12 protein-coding genes are annotated in these 24946 nt (G+C 66.7%); 5 read left to right on the top strand and 7 right to left on the bottom strand.

Annotation, left to right across the window (positions count from 1 at the left end):
* Window positions 1–263: 263 nt before the first annotated feature.
* Window positions 264–1607 (bottom strand): hypothetical protein, encoded by a 1344-nt coding sequence (locus tag OG595_RS07185; protein WP_329269094.1) that lies wholly within the window; start codon window positions 1605–1607, stop codon window positions 264–266.
* Window positions 1604–3886: an argonaute/piwi family protein gene (locus OG595_RS07180; RefSeq protein ID WP_329269092.1), complete on the bottom strand. Its 2283-nt coding sequence runs from the start codon at window positions 3884–3886 to the stop codon at window positions 1604–1606. Before OG595_RS07180 ends, OG595_RS07185 begins: the two co-directional genes overlap by 4 nt.
* 680 nt (window positions 3887–4566) lie before the next feature.
* On the opposite strand from OG595_RS07180, the gene OG595_RS07175 reads away from it, so the two are divergent.
* From OG595_RS07175 to OG595_RS07165, 3 genes are all read left to right on the top strand, one after another.
* On the top strand, window positions 4567–5457 hold the full coding sequence (locus tag OG595_RS07175; RefSeq protein ID WP_329269091.1) for a hypothetical protein: 891 nt from the start codon (window positions 4567–4569) through the stop codon (window positions 5455–5457).
* Between the two features lie 671 nt (window positions 5458–6128).
* Window positions 6129–7196 (top strand): IS110 family transposase, encoded by a 1068-nt coding sequence (locus tag OG595_RS07170; protein WP_329269090.1) that lies wholly within the window; start codon window positions 6129–6131, stop codon window positions 7194–7196.
* Window positions 7197–7349: 153 nt separating this feature from the next.
* A complete protein-coding gene (locus tag OG595_RS07165; protein ID WP_329269088.1) occupies window positions 7350–9650 on the top strand; it encodes a protein kinase domain-containing protein in 2301 nt (766 codons plus the stop codon).
* Between the two features lie 106 nt (window positions 9651–9756).
* Here OG595_RS07165 and OG595_RS07160 read toward each other — a convergent pair whose 3' ends face one another.
* From OG595_RS07160 to OG595_RS07140, 5 genes are all read right to left on the bottom strand, one after another.
* Window positions 9757–11652, bottom strand: coding sequence for a competence protein CoiA family protein (locus OG595_RS07160; RefSeq protein ID WP_329269085.1), 1896 nt, complete (start codon window positions 11650–11652; stop codon window positions 9757–9759).
* 594 nt (window positions 11653–12246) lie between these two features.
* Window positions 12247–13314, bottom strand: coding sequence for a Wadjet anti-phage system protein JetD domain-containing protein (locus tag OG595_RS07155; RefSeq protein ID WP_329269082.1), 1068 nt, complete (start codon window positions 13312–13314; stop codon window positions 12247–12249).
* Window positions 13311–17768, bottom strand: a complete 4458-nt coding sequence (locus OG595_RS07150) for a hypothetical protein (RefSeq protein ID WP_329269080.1) — start codon at window positions 17766–17768, stop codon at window positions 13311–13313. The genes OG595_RS07155 and OG595_RS07150 overlap by 4 nt, the downstream gene beginning before the upstream one ends.
* 24 nt (window positions 17769–17792) lie before the next feature.
* Window positions 17793–18608 (bottom strand): hypothetical protein, encoded by an 816-nt coding sequence (locus tag OG595_RS07145; protein ID WP_329269078.1) that lies wholly within the window; start codon window positions 18606–18608, stop codon window positions 17793–17795.
* Window positions 18605–20167 (bottom strand): hypothetical protein, encoded by a 1563-nt coding sequence (locus OG595_RS07140; RefSeq protein ID WP_329269076.1) that lies wholly within the window; start codon window positions 20165–20167, stop codon window positions 18605–18607. The genes OG595_RS07145 and OG595_RS07140 overlap by 4 nt, the downstream gene beginning before the upstream one ends.
* Window positions 20168–20733: 566 nt before the next feature.
* Here OG595_RS07140 and OG595_RS07135 point away from each other — a divergent pair.
* A complete protein-coding gene (locus tag OG595_RS07135; RefSeq protein ID WP_329269074.1) occupies window positions 20734–21612 on the top strand; it encodes a DUF5655 domain-containing protein in 879 nt (292 codons plus the stop codon).
* Between the two features lie 645 nt (window positions 21613–22257).
* Window positions 22258–24780 (top strand): hypothetical protein, encoded by a 2523-nt coding sequence (locus tag OG595_RS07130; protein WP_329269072.1) that lies wholly within the window; start codon window positions 22258–22260, stop codon window positions 24778–24780.
* Window positions 24781–24946: the final 166 nt, after the last annotated feature.

Below are 24946 nucleotides of genomic sequence, written 5' to 3'. Positions count from 1 at the left end.
CTCCGTCACATGGCAGTTCGTGCCCGGAACCGTCGGTATGAACAGTGCGACCAGCTCCACCCTCTGGCCTCGACAATGTAAGTCTGCCTCATTCGTCAGAAGCATTTGGCGTAGCCGACAGAGCCCTCAATGACGTGTACGAGAGGCGGGAAAACACTCCATGGTCGATGACGAGGGCGGTGCCGACGGGTGCCCGAAGGCGACGTACGCAGTGCCGCAACCAACGGGCATGAGCAGCACCATCCGTTGACCTATCTGCCCGTTCATCCGCGAGGCCCTCCCTGTTCAGGAGCCTGGAGATCGTCCGTCCGTTGTGTTCTGCTCCGTCGCCGCCTCGGCGTCCGAGCAGGTTTGGGAACGTGGCTCGGGCGGCAGACGATGATCACATCGATGATGTCGGGAAGCTTCAGGAGTGCGTTGCGGGTGGTGTCATGTTCCTGGACGGATGAGGACTCGTCATAGATGAAGACGGTCATCTGCCGGTAGGAAGTGTTGCCGGAGAGGTAGCCGATGTAATCGTCGTAGATCTCCTTCTCGAAGGACTTGAAGTCGGCGGCCTTGCGCGCGTATTTGACCTCGATGAGCAGACCGAGCGAAGGGACGCCGAAATCCGCACGGTAGGTGCTGTGGCCGAGCCGCCGGAGGGGTTCTTCCTCGACAAGGTCGTCGAATACAGGCCGGAGCATGAGCCAGAGGATGTTCTGGATTTCGCGTTCCGAGGTGATGGGCCACCTGATGGGGCTGTCACGATCGTCACCGTCGTGGCGCCACTGCCGCATCGCGGCCTCGAATCGGCTCAGGAGGACGCCGACGTGGGAGCGGCTCAGGAGGGTCTCGTCGATGCTGGCGGTGACTATATGGGCTGTTGCTTCGAGAAGCAGCGCCGCCCGTGGCGCACTTGCCTGTCCTGCATCGGTCAAGAGAATGTCGGTGAGCAGCCGTGACTGCAGTCGCCGCAGCTCGTCTTGCTCCGTCTGCGGGATGTCTCTTGCTGAGACGGTCAGCCAGTGAAGGCAGGCGGCTTCCACCGGATCGTGGATGCTGCGGGCGTCCACCGGGAGAGTGGCCGTGGTGCCGAGGATGTGCCGGGCGTGCTCCTGGAACAGGCCGAGGAGCACGTTGGCGTGACGCAGCCTTGAGTCTTGGAGAATCTCTGCCAGCCACACGCGTGCTTGTGGAGCGTCGTCGTGGACTGTGGTGACGGCCAGCGCGAGGCCGACAATCTGTCGTGGGTCATTGACGAAGGTGACTCCGTCGTCCTGGAAGGGACTTTTCCGCATGAGGGCGGACAGGCCGGCAGTCAGGTGTTCCCGGGCGGCAGCCTGGGAGGCGGTCGTTGAGGGGAATTCTGTGAGGCCGTAGCCGAGGACGGCCAGGCCGTGTGAGTGGGCGAAGCGGTGCTCGTTGTCGGTGAGCCATGCTGGCGTCATGGGGCTGGTGTCCCAGTCGAAGCTGAGGCGTCGTCGGCTCAGGATGTGATGGGCGAGCATGCCGTCGAGGTTGCCGGGCGTGTTAGCCCGTCGGATGAGCTCTTCCAGGTGGGCGGTCGTTGCGGCCAGCAGGTGTCTGGTGGGAGTGGCCGTCCCGGGTTCTTCGGTCGCGGTCACAGGAACCACCTGCTGGAGCGGAGTTTGGTGGTGACCGCGTCGGCGTTCCAGTTCCGTACGTGGCGCAGCTGTCCGAGCAGCTCGGCGATCAGGTCCGAGTACAAGATTGTCACGGGGATGCGTGACGGGTACATGTTTCGCCAGGACATCGATGTGAAACGGAATGCCTGTCGCCCCAGGTATTCGATGTCGGTAAAGGTCGAGTGGCGGTGGAGCTTGAGAAGGAGAGGCTTGGGGACACCGTGCAGGGCGCTCTTGAGGTCCATGGGGCCGCTGACGGATACGAGTAGTTCACGCTCGCCGATGGGTACGGCATGGCCACGTTCCGGGACGTAGTGTCCCTTGGCTCTGCCCCCGGCCCCACGGTTCACTCCTGCGCTGGCCCGGTCGAACATGACCCAGTCGTGGTCGGTGCTCACGTGCACGAAGGCGAACTCGACCTTGGCGTAGGTCTGGGTGAGGCGCTGGACCAGTTCTTTGACCGCAGTGGCCTCGATGTCTTTGAGCGGTTTGAACACGTGGAAGGTGAGGCGCAGTTCGTCGCCCTTCTGCCAGGCGTTGCGTTTCTTGATCAGGTCGATGCAGTCCGTCAGGGAGCGCAGGAGTTCCCGGGGGTAGTCGTCGTAGTCAGCCTCCCGGGACGTGTTGGACAGAAGATAGTTGCCGTCTGCGCTAAACACGGTGGTGATGCCCACTACTCGTTCCGGCGCGGTGAGTCGACTCTCCTTGACGTGCGCACTTCCGATGCCGATGACCAATTCGTGGGTGAGGGCACGTGGAGCGGCGATCACGAAGGGGATTCCGCCCAGCTTGGCATAGCAGGCCAGGGCAATGCTGTTGAGCGGGTAGGCGAGTTTGCTCAGCCGGACCGTTTCGATTCTCACGTCCTGGACGGGGACGCCCTGTCCCATGAAGGCTGATTTCGCCACAAGGTACGGGCTGCTGTCGCCCGTGAGCTGAGCCTGAGCCTCGCTGGTGATGACGATGGCCAGGTCGAAGTCTCCACTGAGCAATGCCCCCCGGCACGCCTCGCGGTAGGCGTCGGCATCGGTTGTGGCGCCGTCGAAGGGATGCAGGGAGACGTCAGCCCCGGAAAGGTGATACTTGCGGATGAAGCCGAGGCCGAACGTTCTCTCTCCTTGGATCCCGTAGAGGAACTTGGAGAGGAAGGTCTCGACGATGCCCTTGTGCGCGCGAGGCGTGATGACGGCCATCCGGGGCTTTTTCTTGGCGAAGAACTCCACGTCGAAAGGGCCGTACTCGTCCAGGCCACGGTCGGCGGATTTGCTGGTCTTGTCGCCGGCTTGGTCGAACTGGAACGTCGGGGATGGATAGTAAGTCCCGGTCACCTTCGTGCCGTTGCTCGACCCGACCGGTTGCTGGATGATCACGGACAGGTCGCTGGTCACTTGCAGGTGGCCGAGTCGCCCCAGGCGACTGGCGATTTTGACCGCGCCTTCGTAGCGGCCGAAGGCCCCGAGCAGATCGAATGTCTTCTGCTCCAGCTCCTTGAGGATCCTGGCGCTGTCGGCTCCGGCCAGGGCACGGACCACGTCGTCGAAGGTCTCCCGTCGGCTCTCCAGCCACGCATTGCAGGCGGGGATACGGGTCGCGCCTGGGGCGTCGCGCAGTACCAGGTCGGTGCCGTCGACGTGATCGACGGCACCGACCGCGCGCCGTGCGGCGTGATGGTCCATGCGCGGGTCGGGTTCGCTCCTTGCGTCCTCGCTCAGCACGTAGAGGCCGCGCACGTCGAGGCCCTGGTGGATCAACTCGTCCACCGTCATGTCGATCTCATGGCGGCTCTTCACCCCGACGATCACTCCGGGGTGATTTGAGGGGCCGATGGTCCTGCCGTCCAGACGGTATTCCGGATAGACGTGGAGCCTTCCGAGGGCCTCCTGATGCCGGCCACGGACCGAAGGCTCAAGCAGATCCCTGCCTGCCAGGCGAGAGACGAACACCGGTGGGCTGCGCCGACGCACCTTGTACCCCCACCCCAGCACCGACCGGAGCAATGCTTCCTGGACGAGACGCATGGTGAGTGACCGATGATCGCGTGTCCGGAAGGTTGTAGGCGTGCCGTGCGCGTCGGTGTCTGCTTGCACTGGAATGCAGGCGATGCCCGTTCGTGTCTTGGCGACCACGTGGCTGTCGGCAAGCTTGGCTCGGAGGTCAGCCAGCTGCTCGGGCGACTGGAATTCGATCAGCCCACCTTTGAACTCGTCCGCCGAAAAGCGGATCGGCAGGAAGTTGAAAGCCAGCACCGGTGGATTCATTCTGTCCCCTTGCGTCCGAGCGCCCCCCCTGACATCGAGGCGGTTACACGTACGGCACCTCGTCACCACGGCGCCCTTCACGCTACGAGCATTGTGGCACTGGGGTATGACAACGGGCGGGGAGAGGCACACGGGATCGCGGAGCGGGGCGATGGGCGGCCCGACTGGGATGACGGTCAGCTCACGGTGGGCTCGCTGCGGAGTTGTTCGCGTTGAAGGGGTACTTGTCGGATCTCGGCGGCGGTTGCCGCAGCACGGCGACGTGAGGTCGGCCGGGTCGTAGGTCAGGATCGTGGCCGGTCCGGGATGCGAGGAGGGCGTACCCGCCCTGGCCGTGCCCCGCACGGTCTTGCCGCCCACTGCGAAGTCGCGCAGCCCGCTCGGCACGGCTTCGGGCATCGGTCCGCGCGCCGGTGTCGGACTGCGCGGTCCAGGGCGTCGGAGTCGATGCGACGCTGGCGGACCGTTTTGCACTATCAACGTGGCTGCTTGACCGCGCGAGGCACGTCGACTCGTACGACAACTTCACTGCACGGGGCCGGTCATCCGGCGACCTTGGAGGCGGAGGAGTTCTCCCGCAGCCCTACGCACCCGCAGGCTGGTCACCGGTTCCGGCAACGTGCGGCTTCGCGGAAGACACGGTACAACTGGCTGTCATGCAAGGGGAGGAGCTGGTGACCGTGGGTCAGGGAGCAAGTCCGTTCCGCTTTGAGGTGGTCAAGAAGTATCCGCCGCGGGGCCCTATGCATCAGTACCGCCTCGCTACGGCGACCACATTCACCTGTTGTCGATGCGGCAATGACAAGAAATCCAAGTTGACGGTCTCCATCCACGATGAGTGGAATCTCTTGTTGTGCAACGCTTGCTACGGGCGACTCCTGTCCATTTGGGAGATCAAAGCCGGAGAACTTAGCGACTCTGCACGCCATGCCGAGCTCCTTCGCCTCCTCGGCAGCTTGTCCGGGGAAGCTGAGGTCGAGCGAGCCCGAGCTGTTCTGCTGGCCCGTGATTCCCGATCCACCCTCTTGTCGGCCCCTGCGCTCACGATGTTGGCGACGGCTGCCGCTGTGGCCGATGGATTTGCCGTCAAAACGGCCACCGAACTTGACTGGTCGGCTGCGGTCATCGGTTTGTGCAAGGCCGTTGAGTTGGAGGCTGTCCGGCTGATCTGCGAACCCCTGAGAACAGCCGTGTCTGGCATGGAACTGGCGGACGACCTGCGCGACCGCAGTTTTCAGCGCATGGCCCAGTACTGCAAGAACGGAAAACCCGTGGAGCTGGGCACCCTTGGCTACTTCATGCGATCCATAGCTGCGTCCCCGCGCTCGGCAACCAGCCCCATTGCGTCAGAGATGCGGACTCTCGCCAGCCGATGGCCCAGATCCGACTGGCTGTTCAAAACAGACGGATTTCCCGAAGATGTGCGGATACTGACCAAGATCTACAGAAACCCGGCAGCGCATACTGAGCTACTCTCCGAGGCCCAATATCGATCATGTGCTGAACTCGTTCAGGGAACAGACGGAGTCCTCTGGAAGGTTCTCGCAGCCGTGGATATGACTCGGCGGTAGTTCGTGCGATAGCGCGGTGATTGCCCGCGAGGCAGAAAAACGCCGGGATGGGCACGCAAGGCCCGTCGGCACAGTGCGGCAACAGTGAAGAGCAGCCCGTGTCACACGCCTCATGTGACACACAGTGCTTCATCGGAGCCCGCGGCCGGCACCCCGTTGCGCTTGGTGTCGGCCGTACTGGCCAATGACATCCTCGGTCACGCCGGTTTCGCCCCGTGCTTGCCGAGTGCACCGAAGGGCGCCCGAGGTACAGGGTGTGGCGCGTTCGAGCCGGTGGTTGCCCTTCGCGCGGAGCGCACCGAAGTGCGCTGAAGGAGACACAGGGCGCGCGGCGGTGGGGGAGCTTCCATGGTCTGCAGATCGGCCGACGTGATCTGCATGAGGGTGGGCAGCGGTTGGGGAGTATGGAAGCGAACGCTGCTGCCGTACCGCGGACTGGCTCCTGACATCTCGGACCGACGCGTCCTAACCATCCTGTGTCGACGCGGGGCGAGGCAGTGCGCTTGGACGCTGGACCGGGGAGCGTGTCTGGAGCACTGGAATGCGGGGTGTCCTCTGCACCGTGTCACTGGTGACCGCTCTCCGGGTCGGCGGCGCGGCTGCTGACTTGCGACGGGGGATGAACCATCGAGTCGTCAGACCCGCCTCGAGCCGCGGGCCGCGCGGCAGATGTGCATGAGGTGGTGCTGGGGGTCGACACGCATCGCGATGTGCATGTCGCGGCTGTGGTCTCGTTGACGGGCCACGTCTTAGGTGTTGACCGCTTCCCAGCAACAGCGAGTGGCTACGGCCGACTTGCAGAGTGGGCCGGTCGGTGGGGCGCAGTTCGACGTGCCGGGGTGGAGTGTTCTGGCAATTACGGTGCGGCGCTGTCGCGCCATCTGCTGGCTGAAGGCATCACGGTCGTCGAGGCTCCTGGCCCTGGGCTTGCAGCGCGGCGCCGGCGGAGCAAGTCCGACGAGGGGGATGCGGTAGCTGCAGCCCGGTCCGTGCTCAGCGGCCGTGCGCAGTCACCGGTGAAGGCAGGCGATGGCCCGGTCGAGATCGCGCGCATGTACCTGATGGCGAGAGACTCCGCGGTGAAAGCCAAACGGCAGGCGGTGAACCAGATCAAGGCCCTCCTGGTCACCACTGACCCGGCCCTCAGAGAGGAGCTGCGGAGTCTGTCGCGCCGTCGTCTCACCCTTTCCTGCCTGCAACTGAGCGAAGGCGGCGAGGAGGTGGATTCGATCGTGAGGGCGACCAGGTTCACGGTGCGGGTGCTGGCGCAACGCATCGAGCAGCTTGATGGGCAGGCTCGAGTGCTGGACCAGCGCCTGGCGGAGCTGATCGGGACGTATTACCCGCGCCTGCTCGATGCTGTCGGAGTCGGTCCGCACAGTGCGGCGGTGTTGTTGACGGCCCTGGGCGACAACAGCGAGCGGATGCGAGGTGAGGCGTCGTTCGCGGCGTTGTGCGGGGCAAGCCCGGTCGAATACTCCTCGGGCAGCCGGCAGCACCGCCGGCTCAACCGCGGCGGCAACCGGCAGGCCAACGCGGCCCTGCACCGCATTGTGCTGTCGCGGCTGCGCTGGGACTCGCGTACGCAGGCGTACTACGAGCGGCGGGTAGCCGAGGGAAAGACCCGGCGCGAGATCATCCGCTGTTTGAAGCGGTACGTCTCGCGCGAGATCTATCGGCTGATCGCCACCAGCCGCGAGGAATTCGTGAACGGATCCAGCCGCCGGCCCGCCCCGTAACCTGCTGCACTCGATGGGAGAGCCGACAAGCGGAACGTTTCTAAGCTGCCCCGAGGCTGGAGAGACCGGCGAGCACGTTCGGGGAGAGGTTGGAGTCGTATCTTTGTGTTCATGCCGCCGCGTCAAAGAGAACTCGTCAGTCCCGACACTCGGATGAAGTTCCGCTCGCTGGCGACGAATTTGACTGTCCGGACGATTGGCGAGGCGTGGCAGAGCCACCACTTCGCCCCCATCCCCGACGACGAACTTCGGTACACGGACTCCAGCATCCGCCGCACCACCTTCGAGTCCTACGCCGCAGCCGTTGACTGGACCGACCGCGGCCACGTGACCAGGGCGTTGCGTGTGTTCGAGGACCTGATTCGGACCGGACGCCGGGAGGGATGGAGTGGGCCCTGGCTGGACGATCTGATGGAGCGACTGCGGCGAGACGGCCTGCAGATCGATGAACGCGGCCGCATTACCGAAATTCCGGGCACCTCGACACCGGCAGTCCCTACCCAGAGCGCGTCGCGCACGGACAACCGAAGTGTGGCGCTCACCGAGGTGACGCGGCGTCGCATCGCCGAGGCCCTTGGCACGACCGATTGGACGGGAGGGCTGGGCGACCTCTCGTTCCTCGAGCGCCTGTATGACCTCGATGCCTTGCCGAGCCACGACTCCCGCTTCGCGACGGCACGAGAAGACATCGCCAAACACCGCTACGCCAACGACGACTGGGACAACGACTGGATCTTCAGCGACGACCGGTTTGGGCTGGGGCGCGGCCTGGACGAGACGTTACTTCGATTTCTCAGTGAGACCCTTCACCCCGCTGTACGCACGGACGAGGAGGAGGTTGCACGTCTCGTGACTGTGCTCAATAAGGTGCTGGCTCCGGACGGTTACGTTCTGAAACCGGCGACCGTGATCAGCGGATACCCGGTCTATCGAGCCGGGCGCTTGGCAGAGAGGACGGCATCTGGCGAGTCGGACGGAGACGCTGCCGCGCGCAAGGACCCGGATCCGATACCCGGCTCCCGGCACAGTTCTGCGTCGAGCACCACGACCTCCTCGGCAGCGGCCGATGACGCGGCGCGGGTGCGACGTCTGGCCCGCGGAGATCGGAAGGACTATTCCTGCGAACGGCTGCCGTTCGCCGACGGCGGTCAAGCAGACGTCTTTCGCGCGATACACAAACCGACGGGCGCCAGGGTGGTGCTCAAGAAGCTCCGCGACCGGAACCCGCCCGAACGCAAGCGCGCCCGCATGAAACGCGAGATCACCCTGGGCCGCTGGCTCGACGGGCACCCGCATGCCATGCCGATCTTGGACGCGGACCCGGGCCACACTTGGTTCGTCATGCCCTACGCCCCCTTCACGGCAGAGCAACGCAGAGACCAGCTCGCCGAACCGTCAGAGCTGAGGAAACTCGTCGACGCCCTGTGCTCGGTGTTGTCCGCCACCCACCAGGCTGGCTGGCTCCACCGGGACATCAAGCCCGCCAATGTGCTCATGCACGACGGCCGGTGGGTCCTCGCAGACTGGGGCATTGCCCGGCGTCCGCGTGGACAGACCACGGACCCGCAACGCACCCGCGTCGGCGTACCTTTCGGCTCGGGCGGCTTTGCCGCCCCAGAACTTTCCGTTGATGCACACGGCGCCACGGACGCCGCCGACGTGTACAGCATTGGTCAGCTGATTGGTTGGGCCGTGACCGGAACGATGCCCGCGATCAACGTGCCGCTCCTGCCCCCGGCAGGGCCGTGGAGGAGCATCGTGCGGCAGGCCACGCAGACTGATCCCGTTCGCCGGCCTCCCACTGTCCGGGCACTTCGCCAGCTGGTCATCCAGGAGACGCAGGCCCCAGCACAGTCCGCCTTCGTGAAGGCGCAGGCCCTTCAGCGGGAGATGGAATCAGGCTCTGCCACCGCTGCACACGAGTTGATCGCGTTGGCCGCGAGACATACCGATGACGCGCCGCTCTACTGCGATCTGCTGGTAAAGCTGCCCCTGGGGCCGCTCTTGCCGGCGCTGCTGGCCGATGCCCAGCGTGCTATCGACATCGTCCGCGCGATGGCCGAACTCCTGGGCACGCACCGGTCTCCGGAGCGGGGGGAAGTCGATGCCACGATCATGTGGCTGATTCGCATTGCACAGCGGGCGGCAGACAGCGGCGTCCTCGACCTTCTCGAGGAGTGCTGTGACGGGGCATTCGAATGGGACGGCCGCTGGGATCAGTGGGGACCTCAGAAGGACATCGCGGCATGGCTACGCACCTTGCAGGGTGACAGTGCCAGCTCAGTCGCCTCGATGCTTCGCCAACACCCCACCTGTGCACAACACTTCAGTCACATCGCCGACGACGTCGATGTCGACCACCGGATCCGAGCCGCACTGACACACCTTGGCGACGCGCGTCCCGCGCCCGTGAAGGCTGACGCGATCCGCGCATCCCCACCCGGACTGCGGTGACGCGGGGTTGGACCGTGGGCTCCCTCCGCGCCGCGTCTGGCGAACTGCACACGATGCGCCTCTCGCGGTAGCCTGTTGGGCTGACCGGCGAGTGCCGCGAGCGGCTTCAGGTCGACTCGTGGGCCGGATCGGTGGACGCCTGCCGCGGGACAAGCCGAGGTGGCATGACCCGGGGCGGGCTCGCGTAGGCCGCGTGCGCGCGTTCCTGCTCGCGATGCCAGATCCGCTGGAGGGCTTCGTCTGACCGCGGCACAGCGAGGCCCAGGTCCCTGAGGATCTCTCGAAAGAATGGGACGGGGCCGCCGCCAGGTGCCACGACCAAGGACGACAAGAGCGGGGCATCGCTCCCGGAACGATCTTCGATCTGGGTCAGCAGCGTGAGACGCACATCCTGAGCGGTGTTCTTGCCGCCGGACAGCAGCAGCCAGTGTGTGGTGCTTGCTGCCTGCGCCACCGCGATCAGCTGCTGCCGCAGCTCGTCGGGAGCGGGGACAGCCGGCTTTTTGGCCTTGTCGAGTTGGGTGTTTCGTTGGCGCCGATCCCGCTCTTTCGGTTCCTCGGCGGGTCGCTCGTGCGAGGTGTCGTTGAAAGCCTTCTGGTTGCGCTGCGCCGTTTGTCGGGCCGTGGTGATTGCGGCCTCCAGTTCAGCGCTCGTCTTCCGTAGAACCCGGAGCCTACGGCTGTTGAGCTGCGTGCGGCGGGTGCCCTCCAGCAGCCTGCGCGCTGCTCGCAGCTCCTGCGTCAAACGGGCGGCAGTCCCGCCGCCTGCACCGTCGGCCAATTGTTGGCCTTCGGCGAGCAGATGTTGCAGCCGCATCCATTCGTCGGTGCTGGGCCTCTTGCTGCCCTGCCCAGCCGCCTGGTGGATGCCTTGAAGTTCGCCGCGGCGAGGGCTGAGCCGGGCGCGAGTACGGCGTTGGGGCACCGCCGCATTAAGCGGCAGTTCCTGGGGCATGGTGCGCGCGGGGACGCCGTACTTGGCGAACGCGCGATCGGCCTCTCGCTGAGCCCACCGCTTCAGATGAGGCGCCGACGACGGCTTCCCCAGCCCGATCCCTTCGATAACGCTGGCCAGGTACGGCAAGGGCGCACCCTTATCTGTCCGTATGAGCGCGGATAGCACGGGGGCGTGCGCAGGAAACGGGATGTCGACCTCGGTGAGCAGATCGACGAGGTCCGCATCGTCGTATCGGGTGAAGTCCACACCGACCGTCTGCCCGAGGTGCTTCAGGGTCGGTTTGGTTGCCCAGCGCGCATCGAGCTCCAAGGCGTCTCGAAGCGCGACGATCAGCTCGTCCCGGCCCAGCTCGCGGACAGGCGGCGGCGGGACCTCAGGCGATCGCGCTATGCCGCTGCGCCTCTTGTCGTCGGCGGTCGCGCGCCGGCGGGCCGCCCGGATCTTGTCGACTGCCGGCGTAGCAAGCCCGTCGGGGGTCAGCACCGCGGCTGAGAACGGGGTCCATTCAGTTGCCTGACCGCGTTGTTGCACGCCGAGGTAGGGGCATCGCTCGGCTCCCTTGGTCTCGAACCGGATCCGGAAGACGTACCCGGACTCGTTCCAGAACACACCGGGCACCGCGCCGCCGAGCCCGAAGATCCAGTCTGCCTCTTCTCGTGGAGCTGGGGTCTCGCCAGGCGCTGGACCCCATGAGCCGTTGAGGTCGGGCCGCAGGCGGAAGTGCAACCGCCGGGCCATGCCTTGTGGGTCGACGTCGATCGAGCCACCGGAAGTCGGGGTGTCGCCGGGCATCCGGACCGTCGCTTTGAGGCCACGATTCCCCATCCAGCTGCGCAGAGCCCGCCTCATGAAGAGATGGTCGGCGCTGTCTTCACCATTGGCGGTCCGCGTGCAGGTGTGATGAGGATGGTGCGCGAAGTGACAGACCTTCGATTCGTAGAGGCGGTCAGTTAGCCGTTCTCCGCATCCCCCAAGCAGAGTGCCGCACCAGTAGGTGTACTGAGGGTGGCGTTGCCGCCATCGCGTCAGCTCCATTGCCTCCATGGGGAGAATGATCGCCAAGTCCGAATCGCTGCTACCAATGACAGCCGTCTGTATCCGACGATGGTCCACGGGCGGCGGTTGCATGACGTTGGACCTCCGGCGGAGGGAAGCTGGCAGGCGCCAACAATCCTGCCAGAACACGTGACTTGTGACTGTCGCTCGCAGCGAGAACGGCTGGGACTGCCCGGCGGATCGAGCGACTAACTGCCCGGCAGAGCACAAGCAGGGCGCGGTGTTGAGCTGCGAACGTGCGGTGATGCTGTCGTACCGGCACTGGCACGAGAGGGGCGGGGCGATGTGTTCCAGGTGTGCGACCCGGGATTGGGCTGGCGACCGATCGCTGCTCGAATGGCTGGGGGAACTCATTGGAGTCCGGATCGGGCTCTCCGTCACGGAGGATGAGTTAGCCGATATCGTGCGCGAGGCGAGGCGGGATTTCTTGATCTCACACTACAAGCAGCGCGTGGGTGAAGTTTTCTGTGTTTCCTCGGAGTCGGTCGCGTTGGGTGACATGGCGTGGTCGACGGCACAGCCCCAGGGCGCTGGCCGCGATTTTCCGAGTGCTCGCCGGACGGCGGGGCCCGTGGCAGTTTGTCATCGCCAATTAGATTCGGCGCGGAGTTCGTTCCGGTTGGTTGCCTCCTGCGCGAGTCGTTGGCCCTGGGCCAGCAGGGTGTGCGCGGACTGCTGGAGTTCTTCAGGGAGCCATGCCACGAGGCTTTGGGCTCGATCGTCGGCGATGATGTCGCCGGCGGTTGCCTCGTGGGAAAGCAGCAGGCGGTAGAGGCCCGTGGCCGGTTCGATAGGGGGCAGCCCGTGCTGGAGGCCGTTGATTGAAGCTCTGGCCGGTATGGCGATGCCTTCGGCGTCGAGGTCGCCGTAGTAGACGATGCGATGGATACCCGCGAGCTCGGCAAGGTTCTCGACGGATGCCTCGAAGGCCCGTCCGGCGCCGAAGGCGATGTATCCGACGTGTCCGGGGTCGGGTGTGAGCAGGTCGCGCAGGGTGGCGTAGGTGTCGCTGTTTTCCACCACGAGAACGGTGTCGCCGTCGCCGAGCCGACGGTAGGCCAGCGGCGGAGGTTCGCGGTAGGTGGCAAGCTGGTCGAGGGTCAGCCGCCCCGGGGCGAAGAGCGCCCCTGTAATCAGGGTGTCGAGGCGCTTTTCCTGGCGGAAGATCTCGTACGAGCGTTCCCGTAGGGAGAGGCGTGCGCGACGGTCTGGATGGTTGTGGGTGTCCCGGAACCAGCGATTGACCGCGAGGAGATCCTCGGTCTGAGATGCGGTGAGCTGGGCGTTGTAGGCCCAGTTGAGTTCCGGTCTCCACGAGACGGGCTTGCGAGGGGTGGGGGACTTTGTGGGTGCCGCTCCGGGGACCCGGATCTGTTCCGGGAGGGCTGGGCGTCCCGCGTCCCATTTCGTACTGGCCGTGGGGAGGCTGATGATGCCGTGTTCGGCGACTTCATACAGCAGCGTGGCGAGGGCTCTGCGTGCGTCCTCGCCACTGGCGGAGCCGGGCAGGGCTTGACGGAATGCCTCGATGAGGGTGGCCCGGTCGACCGTGACGCGTTCGGTCAGGGCCTGAAGTGCGGCACTGAACTGCGCTGCTGCGGGGGAGAGTTGGGCAGGTGCCTGGTCGGCGGGGTCGGCGGGCGGTGTCATCGGGCGTCTCCCCGCTTGCGGTACAGCCGGGCCGAGGTGAGGAATCCGGCGGGGTTGGGGGCGTCCTGGTCGGGGGCGACGCGGGGCGTGGGGATGAGGGCGTTGCGCACGGTGTCTTCGAGCCGGATGAGAGAGAGGCCACTTCGGGCTTCCGCGTCGTTGCGGAGCTGGATGTGCAGGGGGAAGCGGGAGGAGACATTCTCGTCGCTCAGCCCGGTGGTGTAGATCAGTTGGATTCCGAGGGCTGCGGCCATTTCCATCTGGATGTCGACGAGGTATCCGGCGTTGGCGCGGCCGATGGGGTTGTCGAGCAGGAGCAGTCCGCCGTTGCGTGTGCGGCTGCGCGGGCCGGGCGAGGTGCGCAGGGCGGCGAGAGTGCAGTAGAGGAGGATGGCGCCGGTCAGCTCCTGACCGCCTGAGAAGACCTCGGCCATGTCCTCTACGGGAACACGGTCGAGGCGATGGGCGGCGTTGGGTTTCATGACCTCGGCGTTGAATCCGCGGGGGACCGCATCCTTGAGGCAGCGCATGACGACGTCGGTGCCCTTGAGCTTGCGGGTGCGGGAGTTGCCGGCCAGGGCGTCGACGGATTCGCGCATCTGTGCGGTGAGGGTCGCCAGGTCCGGCCTCTTGTAGCGGATGGTGAGGTATTTCTGCCCGGACCAGGGGGAGTCCCCGTCGGGGAAGGCGGAGAAGCGGGTGGCCTGGTCGAGGCGCTGCAGAAGGTCGGTTACATGGCCGCCGAGCTGCGAGGCGAGGGCTTCGCGGGCCTTGGCCATGCCTTCCAGGTCGGAGTTCAGGGCCGCGATGCGTGAGGTCAGTGCCTCGGTCCAGGTGGAGGCCATGGCCGGGATGTGACGGCTGTCCAGGGCGGAGATCTGGGTTCGCAGCGGAATATCGAGCCGTTCGAAGCGGACGTCGGCGGGTACCTCCTTGAGTCGGCTGACGCCGCTTTCAAGGCGCCGCTCCGCTTGGCGGGCTTGGTTGCGGGACTGGGTGTGTGCGGCCGTCACCCGGCGTGCGGTGGTCTCGGCTGCTTCCGCGGTGCCGCCGTAGGCGGCCACGTCCGCGGGGATGGCCAGGTCGTGGACGGCGGTGTCCAACCGGGGCAGGACGCGGTCAAAGGCCGTCAACTTCCGACTGGAACTGGCCTGTTCGCGGCGGGCGGTGTTGAACGCGTCGGCGGCGCTGCGTTCGCGCTCCTGAGCTTCGTGGTATTCGCCTGTGGCCTTGGTCGTCAGGTCTCGGGCTTCGGCGACGGTGCCCGGTGTCCATGCGGCGGCGTCCTCCTCGCTCAGCGGCAGTGCCGGGGGCAGGTGGGCGGCGCGTTCGGTGAGGCGGCTTGCCTGGTCGCGTAGTTCTTGGAGGGCTTCTGCGCAGGAGCGGATCTCGGTGGCGAGGGCGCGCAGGACGGCGTTGCGCTGGACTTCGTCGCCGGCCCGTGCGTCGTGGCTGTACTCCAGGGCCAGCTCTTGTACGCGGGCAGGGACCTTGTTCCATGACTCCTGGCTGTCGAGGAGTGCCTGCTGCGCGGCCTCGGCTCGCTGCTGCTGGTCTTCGCCGACCTCTACGCTCTTCAGCTCTTCCTGAGCCTGCTGGTAGCGGTGCTGGAGTGCGGGGAGGGGAGCCAGGGGTGCAGTGAGGGCGGCGTGGGCCTGCTCTGCTGGTGCGGTGGTGGTGATTGCTTCTCGGGCCCGGGCGTACCCGTGTGCTTCCTGCTCGGCCGCTTCGATGGCGCGGACGTGCCGCTCGCCCTCGTCCTCGGCCTGGGTGATCTGGCTTCTCAGGGATTCCAGCTCATGGGTGCGAGTGGCGCTTTCGGCGGTCAGCGTCGCGATACGGGCCTCGGCCTGCTCTGCGGCGGCCTCCTCCATCGCCAGCTGAGCCAGCGTGTCGGCAGCCCGCTGCGCCGCGCGGGTCTGCCCGTCGAGGCGTTCACACGTGCCCTCGGCGTCTTCCAGGGCGGCTTCTTGGCCATCGACTGCGGTGCGTGCGGCGGCCAGAGCGTTCTGGGCCCCTTCAGCGGCGTACTGCAGGTCGGCCAGCTGCTTGAGCCGGTGGGGTACCGGCGACTCGCCGCAGGCTTCGCGCCAGTTCACGATCTGGCGGACAAGATTCCTGGCGGCGCTGATGCGTTGGCCGAGAGTGTCCAGCTCGCCCTGGCCTGCAGTGATACGGGCCTCGACCTCGGTGCGTTCGCGCGCGGCGGCTTCTTCGTCATGGAGGGCGGGAGAGGGTTCCACAACGAACCGGTCTTCGTCGAGCGCCGTGGGGGAGCGCAGCATCCGTTCCCCAGTGCCCACGGTGACGGCGGCGGAGGGCAGCGGACGCAGGCGTTCCATAAGGTTCTTAGCGGACTCCAGCCCGTCAGGGCCGCCGACGATGATTCCGCCGGCCAGGTCCGGGTGAGCACTGATGATCTGCTGGTGCTCCGCGGCCGGGACGTTGTCCCGCATCCACTGCCAGCCGGGCACGGCATGGATGCTGTGGCGGGACAACTGCCCGCACAGGTCACGGACTTCCTGAGAGGAAGGCAGAAGGCCCTCGCTCGTATCGAGCAGGGAGAGCAGGTCCTGATCGTGCCGCAGATCCATGCGCGCCTGTGTCAGGGCGGTGTCGAGGCCGCTGACGCGCCGTTCGGCGAGCTGGTGCAGGCCGGCGGCCTGGGCATGGAGCCAGGGCAGCGCGTCCCCGCTGCGCAGCTCCTCACTGCCGGCCTCCAGCAGTTCGGCACACAGGGGGTTGTCGCGCACGGCTTCAGCGCGAGTCCGCAGCTGACCGATCTCCTTCTCGGCCGCTTCCGACTTCTCGCGCGCCGACCAGGCCAGCTTCTCCTGCTCCGTCAGGGCCTTGTGGGACCGGTCGCGTTCGGCCCGGATGCTGGCGCGCGTCAGTTTGGCCTCACGGAGCAACTGCTCGCTGTGGTGGGTCTCGCTCTGGGCGCGAGCCGCAGCATCCGCGGCGCTCTCCTGTGGGGTGAGGAGGTCCTCGGCCCGGGCAGCGCTCAGCCGTGCGGCGAAGACTTGGGTCCGCTCCCGCAGGGTGCGGGATTCTTCCTGGGCGGCGCCCGCGGTGGTGAGCAGCGCGTTGCTGCGGGTACGCCACTGATCGATCCGTTCCTTGGCCTGGGAAGCGGCGGCCTCGTGCGTACGGATCGTGGTGCGGGCGTCCTTCTCGGCCAGCTGGTATCCCGCGCGCAGGGCGGCAGCCGCGGCATCGACGGCCTGGACGTAGGGGGCGGCCGTGTGCTCGGCCTTGATGAGGGCCTGCTGAGCCCGGTCATGATTCTCCACGGCCTGGGTGTGACGCAGCGCGATCGGCACGCTGCGCCATGCCGTGCTCTGGTCCTCTGCCCGCGCCTTGCCGTCCTGGACTTCGGCCTGTTGGCGGGAGATCTCGTCCAGTTCGAGGGTGTGCGAGTGGGCCTGAACGTGCCGCAGGCGCGAGGCGGCGACTTCTCGTGCGCGCTTGGCGTCATCGTGCGCGCGGTGGGTGGCCTTGACGGCGCTCTCGTCCTCGGCTGTTGCAGCCGTGAGGGCGGCGTGGCGTGCCCGGAGCGCGGCAGTGAAGCGGACCAGATCCTTTTCGGCTTCCTTGGCCGCACCGGCGTGCTCGGTCAGGGCGTCATGAAGGCCGGCGACGTCGTCGCACGCCTGCCGCATCTCCAACGCGAACTGCCGTTCCCTCTCCCACTGGGCCCGTTCGTCGTGGGCGGCGGCGTAACTGTGGAAGGCCGTTCCGAGTTCGGCATACCGGTCGTCATCCGTGGCCTTGCGCAGCAGCCATTCGACGAAGGCGTCGGCGGTATGGGTGGTGAAGGCTGCGGCGGCGTCGCTCTCTTTGGCGTTCATCCTGCGCTGGACGTCGAAGAGATCGGGCTGCAAGCCGAGGCCGTGCTGGTGCTTCTCCCACTTCTCCTGTCCCTCGATGATGCGCAGCTCGAGCGCGTCAACTCGCTTGTCGTAGTCGCGTAGTTCGGTGAGGTAGTCATCGAACGGCACCCAGTGCCCGTCGCGGTGAAAGGGCAGCCGGTTGGCATCCAGTGCCGCGGAGGGATGAAAACTGTAGAAGCAGCGGTGCAGCTTGCCGTCGTGATCGGGAGCCAGGATCTGAGCGGTGACCAGGAGGCGTCCGGTGCGGGCGTCGGCCCACTCCAGGACGACGTGGGAGGGCTGGGCCTTGGAGACGACGAACTTGCGCAGGGCCGCCAGTTCGCTGTGGCGGTACGGGATAGTGGTGCAGGTGATGCCGGTCAGTAAGACGCCTTTGCCGCCGCCGTTTTGGAGCATGACCAGGCTGGCGGGGGAGGGGCGGTGGGTGACGTGCCCGGCGTCGGGGACGAGGGAGGCTGTCTCCACCTCGACGCCGGCGCCGGAAAAGTCCAGCGGAACATTCTCGTACCGGGCATCGTGGGGGCCGAAGTTTCGCAGCAGAATGCGGTTGAGCTCATACATGGAAGACGTCCTCGGGGAGCTCGGTCAGCTGAACAGGCCGGTTACCGGAGCGGCATCGGCCGGTGGAGAGGCGCCGCCTGTGGCCGGCCGGCCCTGGATGCCCGGATCGCCGGTGGGCAGGACGGCGACGCCCAGGGCCGCCAGTTCCTGCAGCATGTCGCGGGCGGCCTGGTCGCGGATCTGCAGCCGGTACTTGACGTTGGTGTTGTACGTTCCGGCGTGTTCGTCGCTCGCCTTGTGCAGGAAACCGTTGTCGGCCAGATGGGTGAAGGCCCTGCGTACCAGGGCTCGGGTGGAGGTCCGAGGTGGCCCGCCTGCCCGTGTCTGCCCTGTGGCGTTGCGGCGCAGGTAGGCCCGCCACAGCCCTTCCAGCCCCGGCTGACCGGTGGGTGGGTCGACGTCGCTGTCGGTCAGTGCGAGACGGCGCTCGATCGCCGAGGCCAGGGCCCGAACTTCTTCGTCCACCTGCTTGACCGAGATCCGGCCGACGTACTCGTCGTCGTCGAGGTCTTCAGGGCGGGGGAAGGCGAGGGCGGCGATGGTCAGCTGGGCCAGGAGGTACAGCGGACGGTCAGTGGTCTGCGGAACGAGTTCGGAGACGGACACCGCGAAGTCGGTCTCGGGCGTGGTGCCCAGGACCAGTCCCGGCTTGGGATGGACCTCCAGCACCGTCAGCTCGAAGCCCTGGGCGACCTTCCGTACCAGCTGGGCGAACTCCGGCTCGGTATCGAAGCGTTGGACGAGCCGGGTGTATTCGCCGGAGCGGGCCGGAGCCTTGCCACGGGCCATGGCGAGGGCCACCATCCTGGCGGCGTCAGCAGCATCTTCGTACTGGTTCATGCACTCTCCTCATCAAAGTGGTGGGCTTCGGCGCCGGCCGGGGGGCGTGGTCCCGGCATAGGGGGCAGCGGCGTCGGGGCCGTTCGCGGCCCGTCCGTCAGGGCAGTCCCTTGGGTGCGGACCAGAAGGAAGTCACTGCCGGCGAAGTGGTCGTCGATCAACGCTGTCCCGTCATCGATGGCCACCACGGTCGGTGCGCCATCGGCGAGCCGGCGCACGGGAATCAGCCGGAACAGCTGCTGCACGCGGATCGCGAGGAGTTCATCGGTGGTGCCGCGATCCGGGCCGGGCTCCGTGCCGGAACGGCGCGCTGCGGCCAGCAGGCTCGAGAGCCGTGCGCCCTGCTCTGTGACGGCTTCCAGCAACGCCTCCACGGCCTCATGCTGTTCGGGCGTGAAGGCGGCGGGCTCCTCAGCCTCCGACCAGTCGCGCTCGCCCTGGACCGGCACCAGTTCTCCGTCGGCCTGTTCGGTGACCTTGGCCAGTCCCTCGAAGAAGTCGGGCAGATACATCACGCGCGGCCGCACCGGTCCCAAGACTGCGCGGGTGAAAGCCTCCAGGGGGCCCAGGCAGGCGTCGAGGGAGAGTTCTAGGGCCGGTTGAAGAAGCTGCTCATGCAGATGCACGCGTGTGTGCAGCGCGGGTGCCACGAACACCTGACGGTCTTGCTGCCGCCGAAACTCCGGGCCGACCTTCATCAGCATGTCGATCAATACCGCGTGACGTTGCCAGCACTCGTGGATCAGCGCCCCCAGGTCCTCCAGTTGCCGGCGCTTGCGCTCGTCGTCGGTGGCTTCCAGCAACTGGTCGACCCGCTCCTTGAGCTGCGTCTCCGCCTCCGACCTGCTGCGTACATGTTCCAGCGCCTCGTCGACCGTGTCCTTAACCTCCGTATCCCAGTCCACAGCCCGCACATTGCGCTGCATCGACTCGATACGTCCGCGGATGTCCTTGGCATACCGGACGCTCTGGATCCGCGCGCGGTGCGCGATCTGCCACGCCTCGCTGATCCGGGCACGCTTGAGGAGCGCCTCCAGCTTGGCTTCGGCAGCGACCTGCTCCGAGGCAATGTCGACGTCGATCGCGTGCACCAGCACAGTGATCGCCGCATCCGTGGCGACGAGAGCGGCCTGCCCCACATGATCGGGAACTTCCTTGAGGATCTGGAAGGACGCCTCACGTGTCTCGAACCCGTGATCCGTCACGGACCCGATCTCATGACGAAACGCGCGGTCCCGCTCCTCCGTATTGATCAGTCGCTCGGTCACCCATCGTGCGACTGCCCGGTATTCCTCGTCCGCCCGCCCGGGCAGCTGCAGTGCAGCGAACTCGGCAACGTGTTCCACGACCGTTTCCTGCCGAACGGCGCTCTGCATGTCGGTGCGCAGCGTCACGACATCGATCGCGGCCAAGGCCAACTCGGCCATACGGTAGTGCTCCCACCCGCGCTCCCTCTTGGCCTTGCTGGTGTCCAAGGCCAGCAAGGGGTAGACCACCGCCAGGGCCCGCATCCGCGACGTGATGCTTTCGTAGACCGCGGACGGTTCCTCGAAGATCACCAGGTGTCCCCCAACTCCCTTGTCTGGTCTATCGATTCAAAGCTAGGCGACGGCACTGACATTCACTCGGAAATCCGAACTGGCGTTTCATTATGGGGAGTTGGTGGAGTTCGAACAGCAGGGGTTGCTATGACTTTCCAGCGACACGAGGGGGCCCCGCCGGCGATGCGGTCTGGCCTCTTCCTGTGACTGGTCAACAGTGTCCGCAGCCTGCTTCGGGGGTCCCGTTGTACTCGGGCTCGCCGCTTTCGAGTACTCGGACCAGGGACGCGGTGACGACTCGCGTGCTGCGGCCGATGCGGAGCACGCGGCAGGGGAACTTTCCCTGGCGCACCAGGTCGTAGCCCTTCGCCCGGGAGAATCCGAATGCCTTGGACGCTTCCTCCACGCTTCCGGTCCCGTTCCAGGTAGCTCGGATATGGGTGGGGCTGTACTGGGGATCCTGGATCGGGTTGTGCTGTGTGTGCATGACTGCTGGTTCTGTCCTTCTCGCGGCGCATTTCGGTGGCGGAAATATCTCCGAGTCCAATGGGGTTCCCCTCTGGCATCGTGGTCGTGCAGGGGGAGTGGTGGGACTGAGGCTGTTCAACGTGACGAGTGGTGTGACTGAGGTCGTGCCGCGACTGGCGCAGGTCGAGGCGGATGTGCAGGGCCTTGTCGAGGCGCACATGGAGACGATGCTCGGTGTCAGGTTCCTGGCGAGCGAGTACGCCATCGACTGTGTCGATGGCGGGCGGATCGACTCACTGGGCCTCGACGAGAACGGCGCACCCGTGATCGTCGAATACAAGCGTGGCACCGACGCAGGCGTGATCAACCAGGGCCTCTACTACATGGCCTGGCTGACGAACCACAAGGACGCCTTCCAGGGGCTGGTTCGCGACCGGCTCGGGGGGATGACCACATCTCAGATTCTGTGGAGCGTGCCTCGACTGATCTGTGTGGCCGGCGACTTCACCCGCTACGACGCGCACGCCGTACGCGAGCACCGGCGCAGCATCGACCTGGTCCGCTACCGGTACTACGGCAGCGACCACATCGGCCTGGAGACCGTGGCATCGGTCACCGGGCATTCGGCTGTTCCCCGATGGCGTGGGCCCGACCTGACGATGGTTCGACGACACGACGGTGCGATGACTGAGCTGGCCGGGGCGGTCGATGAGGCGCTGACCGGTCTCGGGGCCGGCGTCACCCGCGTGCAGCGCAAGCAGTACGCGGCCTACCAGCGGCTGCGGAACTTCGCCTGCGTGCTTGCGCCGCAGCAGACCAAGATCCTCGTCTACCTCAAGGCCGACCCGAAGGACGTCGACCTCGTTCCGGACTTCACCCGGGACGTAACAGGGCTCGGTCACCATGGCACGGGTGACTTGGAGTTGCAGCTGCGTTCGGAGCGGGATCTGGAGCGTGCCCAGGATCTGTTCCGCCTCAGCTACGCCGCGGCGTAGCGCGCTGGTCGTCAGCTTGGTCGTGGGTGGCGCGGTTGCGGTGTAGGGGGTTGCTGTCGTGGTGCTGCCTTTCGACGCGGCAGGTAGGGAATGGCGGTGGAGCTATAAGGATGCGGTGGATCTCCGGTTTCGGTAACCGGGGATCCACCGCTACGCTGCCTCGCACTTCGGCAAGGGGCTCCCATCCTGTTGGGAGAGAACGCACTGCTGCGGGGTGGGTACCCGCCAGAGGCCGACACTGCCAAGGTGGCTTATCTCAACCCGCCCAAGCAATGGGCGCGATTGGGGAATAGGCCACCCGATCTGGTGAACGTGGCGGCTTGGGATCACCCCCGCCGTTGGTCGTAGTGGCAGATTCTGTGGTGCACGTCGGTGGCTCATCACCGGCGTCCGCCTCATGCCGCCGTCGGCGGAGCAGGAGCAAGCTGCGAGACGTCCAGACGCCACCGAGGCGTTTTGTTGGGGCTGATCGTTCTTCGGGCGTTGGCAGATGGACCGTACGGGGCGAGGACCGCCGGACTCCCTTCTGCAGGGTGTTGGCCCGTTCCTCGTCGGCACGAGGCTTCGGCGCTCGGGCGCGTGACACGCTCCCGAGAGGCGGGAGCTTGTGTGTTCGCCCGGCACGCCGGGTGAAAGGACAACACCATGGTCGCGAAACGACCTGACGGCATTTTTCCGCGCATCGGCACCGACGCCTATGGCCGGAACCTCGCGGACGCCATCGAGAACACCTGCGCGGAACACGGGGTCGTCCCGCCTCCCCGGCAGGCGATCACCGAGGGGCTGGCCACCGCTCTCCCGGACACCGAGATCAAGGGTCTCATCACCAGCCGGAGCGGCAAGAAGGTGCTCAAGCCCTCGGCTTACCGCCTCGTGCAGGCCGGCGAGGAGCAGGTACTCCTGCTGATGTGTGACGTTCATGGTGCTGCAGCGGTCCCGTGGGACCTCAACGACCGCACCGTCAGCTGCTGGTCGCCGCCCGTTCCTGAGGCCAGCCAGCGCGTCAAGGACCTCATCGCCGCCGAGTTGGCGCTGCACGAAGCCAGGAAGACCGCAAAGACCGCCGAGAGGGAGCGGGAAAGCTGCCGCCGCGCGGCCGGTGACGACACGTACGCCGCGCAGGCCCTGGCGGCGGCCAGGCAGAAGCACGAGGATGCTGACCGCCGGGTGGGGGAACTCGAAGGCGAGCGCCAGGCACTCCTGGCCGCCCTCGGCGGCCGGCGGCCGCGTCCTGTGGTCCGGGCGGCGGAGGAGGACGGGGAGCCTAAGGCAGCGCTCACTCTCGCCGAGCAGCCCTACGACGTGGCGGTCCACATGCAGCGGTACGCCGCCGAGAATCTGGAGCGCGCCGGGAAGACCCGCGGCTACGACCTGGCCGAGTCCCTCGTGGACGCGGGCCAGCTCTCCAAGGGCATGAACGTTCTGCAGCAGTGGCAGATCATCCGCCCCGACGGCACGGTGTCGAAGCTGTGGCGTCTGGCCGCCGTGACCGGGAACAACCGGGCACTGGCCCGTCTCAACATCTTCCGCGTGCGGCCGGAACACCTGGTCACGGGGATGCCCCAGTCTCTCCTGCCCATGCCGAAGGGCAAGAAGGCTGATCCGGAGCTGCTGTTGCTGAGTCAGCGCGAGATCCTGAACCGGCTCTCCGACCGGCTCAACGAGGCCGTCGCCAAGCCGGAGACAGAGGCGACCGACCCGTCGGTCCGGGCCGGGAAGATCGCCACGATCTCCTCGGAGATCGTGATCGGCTGCACCAAGCCGGCGGCGCTGGAGCACGTCCTGCGGACGCTGAACGTCAACGACCACCTGCGCGGCATCCAACCCTACGACGAGGATGCGCGCCTGATCGCCCTGTTCGCGACGCTCGTCGACGCCTACGCCAGGGAGTCGGTCCTCGCGGACGCGCTCACCGAGGCGTTCCCCGACGCGCGAGGCGCGGATCTCCTGGACCTGGTCGGGGTGCGCGACGCACTGACCGCCAACGGACCGCTCGACCCGCTCGTGCCGCTCGTGCCCGCTGGCGACGATGTCTCCCTGGCCGTGCTCCGCGACATCGCAGTGCGCGCCATCACCGCGCTCGTGTTCCCCGAGATCCCGCCCGAGGCCCCGAAGCGGACGAACGCTCGCACCGTCCGTGACACGGGGCGTTTCTGGCCGATCGTCAGGGGGACGCTCCAGGAGCCGGCGTGGAGCCAGACCAAGGCCAAGACAGCAGAGGCACGTACCCGCCTGTGGTCCGCCGCCATCGCCCAGCTGTTTCTGCACCGGGGAAATATCCTCTCCGCCCTCGGCTTCTTCGGCGTCCCGGAGACCGCCAAGGGCGCCGGGCAGGACCCGCGATCACTCAAGGTGCTCCTCCTCGGGGCAGAGGCCGGCGACGCAACCGCCTGGGCCGCCCTCGTCCAGCGCATGGCACCAGCGCTGATCCATGCTCCGCAGCCGTTTATCACCGCTGGCCAGGGCAGCGAGGCAGGCGACGGCCGCAAGGGCGTGCGGCGCACCCCCAAGAGCGCCCTCGCCGCCCTCACCCTGGCGTACACAGCAGCCAGCGCCCCGGGCGTCAGCCGGGCCCTTCTCCTTGCGTTCGCGAAGGCCGTGCTGGAGCACCCGGACGCAACTCAGCCGCCCGAGGCCGAAGACGGCAATTCTCTGATCTGTTACGGCGAGCAGCATTGGGTTGAGGGCTGGACGCCGATCACCGCGGGGATGGTGATCGCCCCAGACATCAAGGGGCGGCCCACCCACTTCGTCGCAGACAAGGCATGGTTCGACGAGACCTTCCCCGTGGAGCTCGGTCGTGCGGCCCCGGGCGACCCCGGAAGCGCAAGTGCTTCCACCACGGCCGGAATCAGCACGAATTCCGCTGCTGCCACCGCGCACGGCGCCCCGCCTGTCGACCCGCACGACCAACTGGCCGCGCTGCGCCGTGAGCTGCCCGCCCGCGTGGAACTCGTCGAGAGCGGCTACCAGCAGGCCGTGGACTCCGCCCACAATCTGATGACGGACTTCGAGGAGGCGCACCGCCTGCGAGTCCAGCTCGAAGAGGACGCGCTCCCGGCTGAGCAGCGGATCGAGTGGATGGAGAAGCTGACGAAGGTCCGGGCCGCAGCCCAGGCCAGCGTGATGACGCTCGAACAGGTGGAAGCGCTGATCCTGCAAGTCTGACCGACGAGGTAGACCCGACTTGTCGGGTAAGGGTGGGCCCCTGGACGTAGATGAGGGGCCCACCTCCCTTTTACCGAGGCGTGCCCGAGGCCGGCTGCCGGACTAACCTGGCCAGTCGCGCGGGTGGTCCAGGAGCGGCGGCCGAGGGTAGAAAGGCTGGCCAGGC

The organism is Streptomyces sp. NBC_01451 (genome assembly GCF_036227485.1).
GTDB lineage: Bacteria > Actinomycetota > Actinomycetes > Streptomycetales > Streptomycetaceae > Streptomyces.
This window is presented reverse-complemented; position numbering and strand designations above follow the sequence as displayed.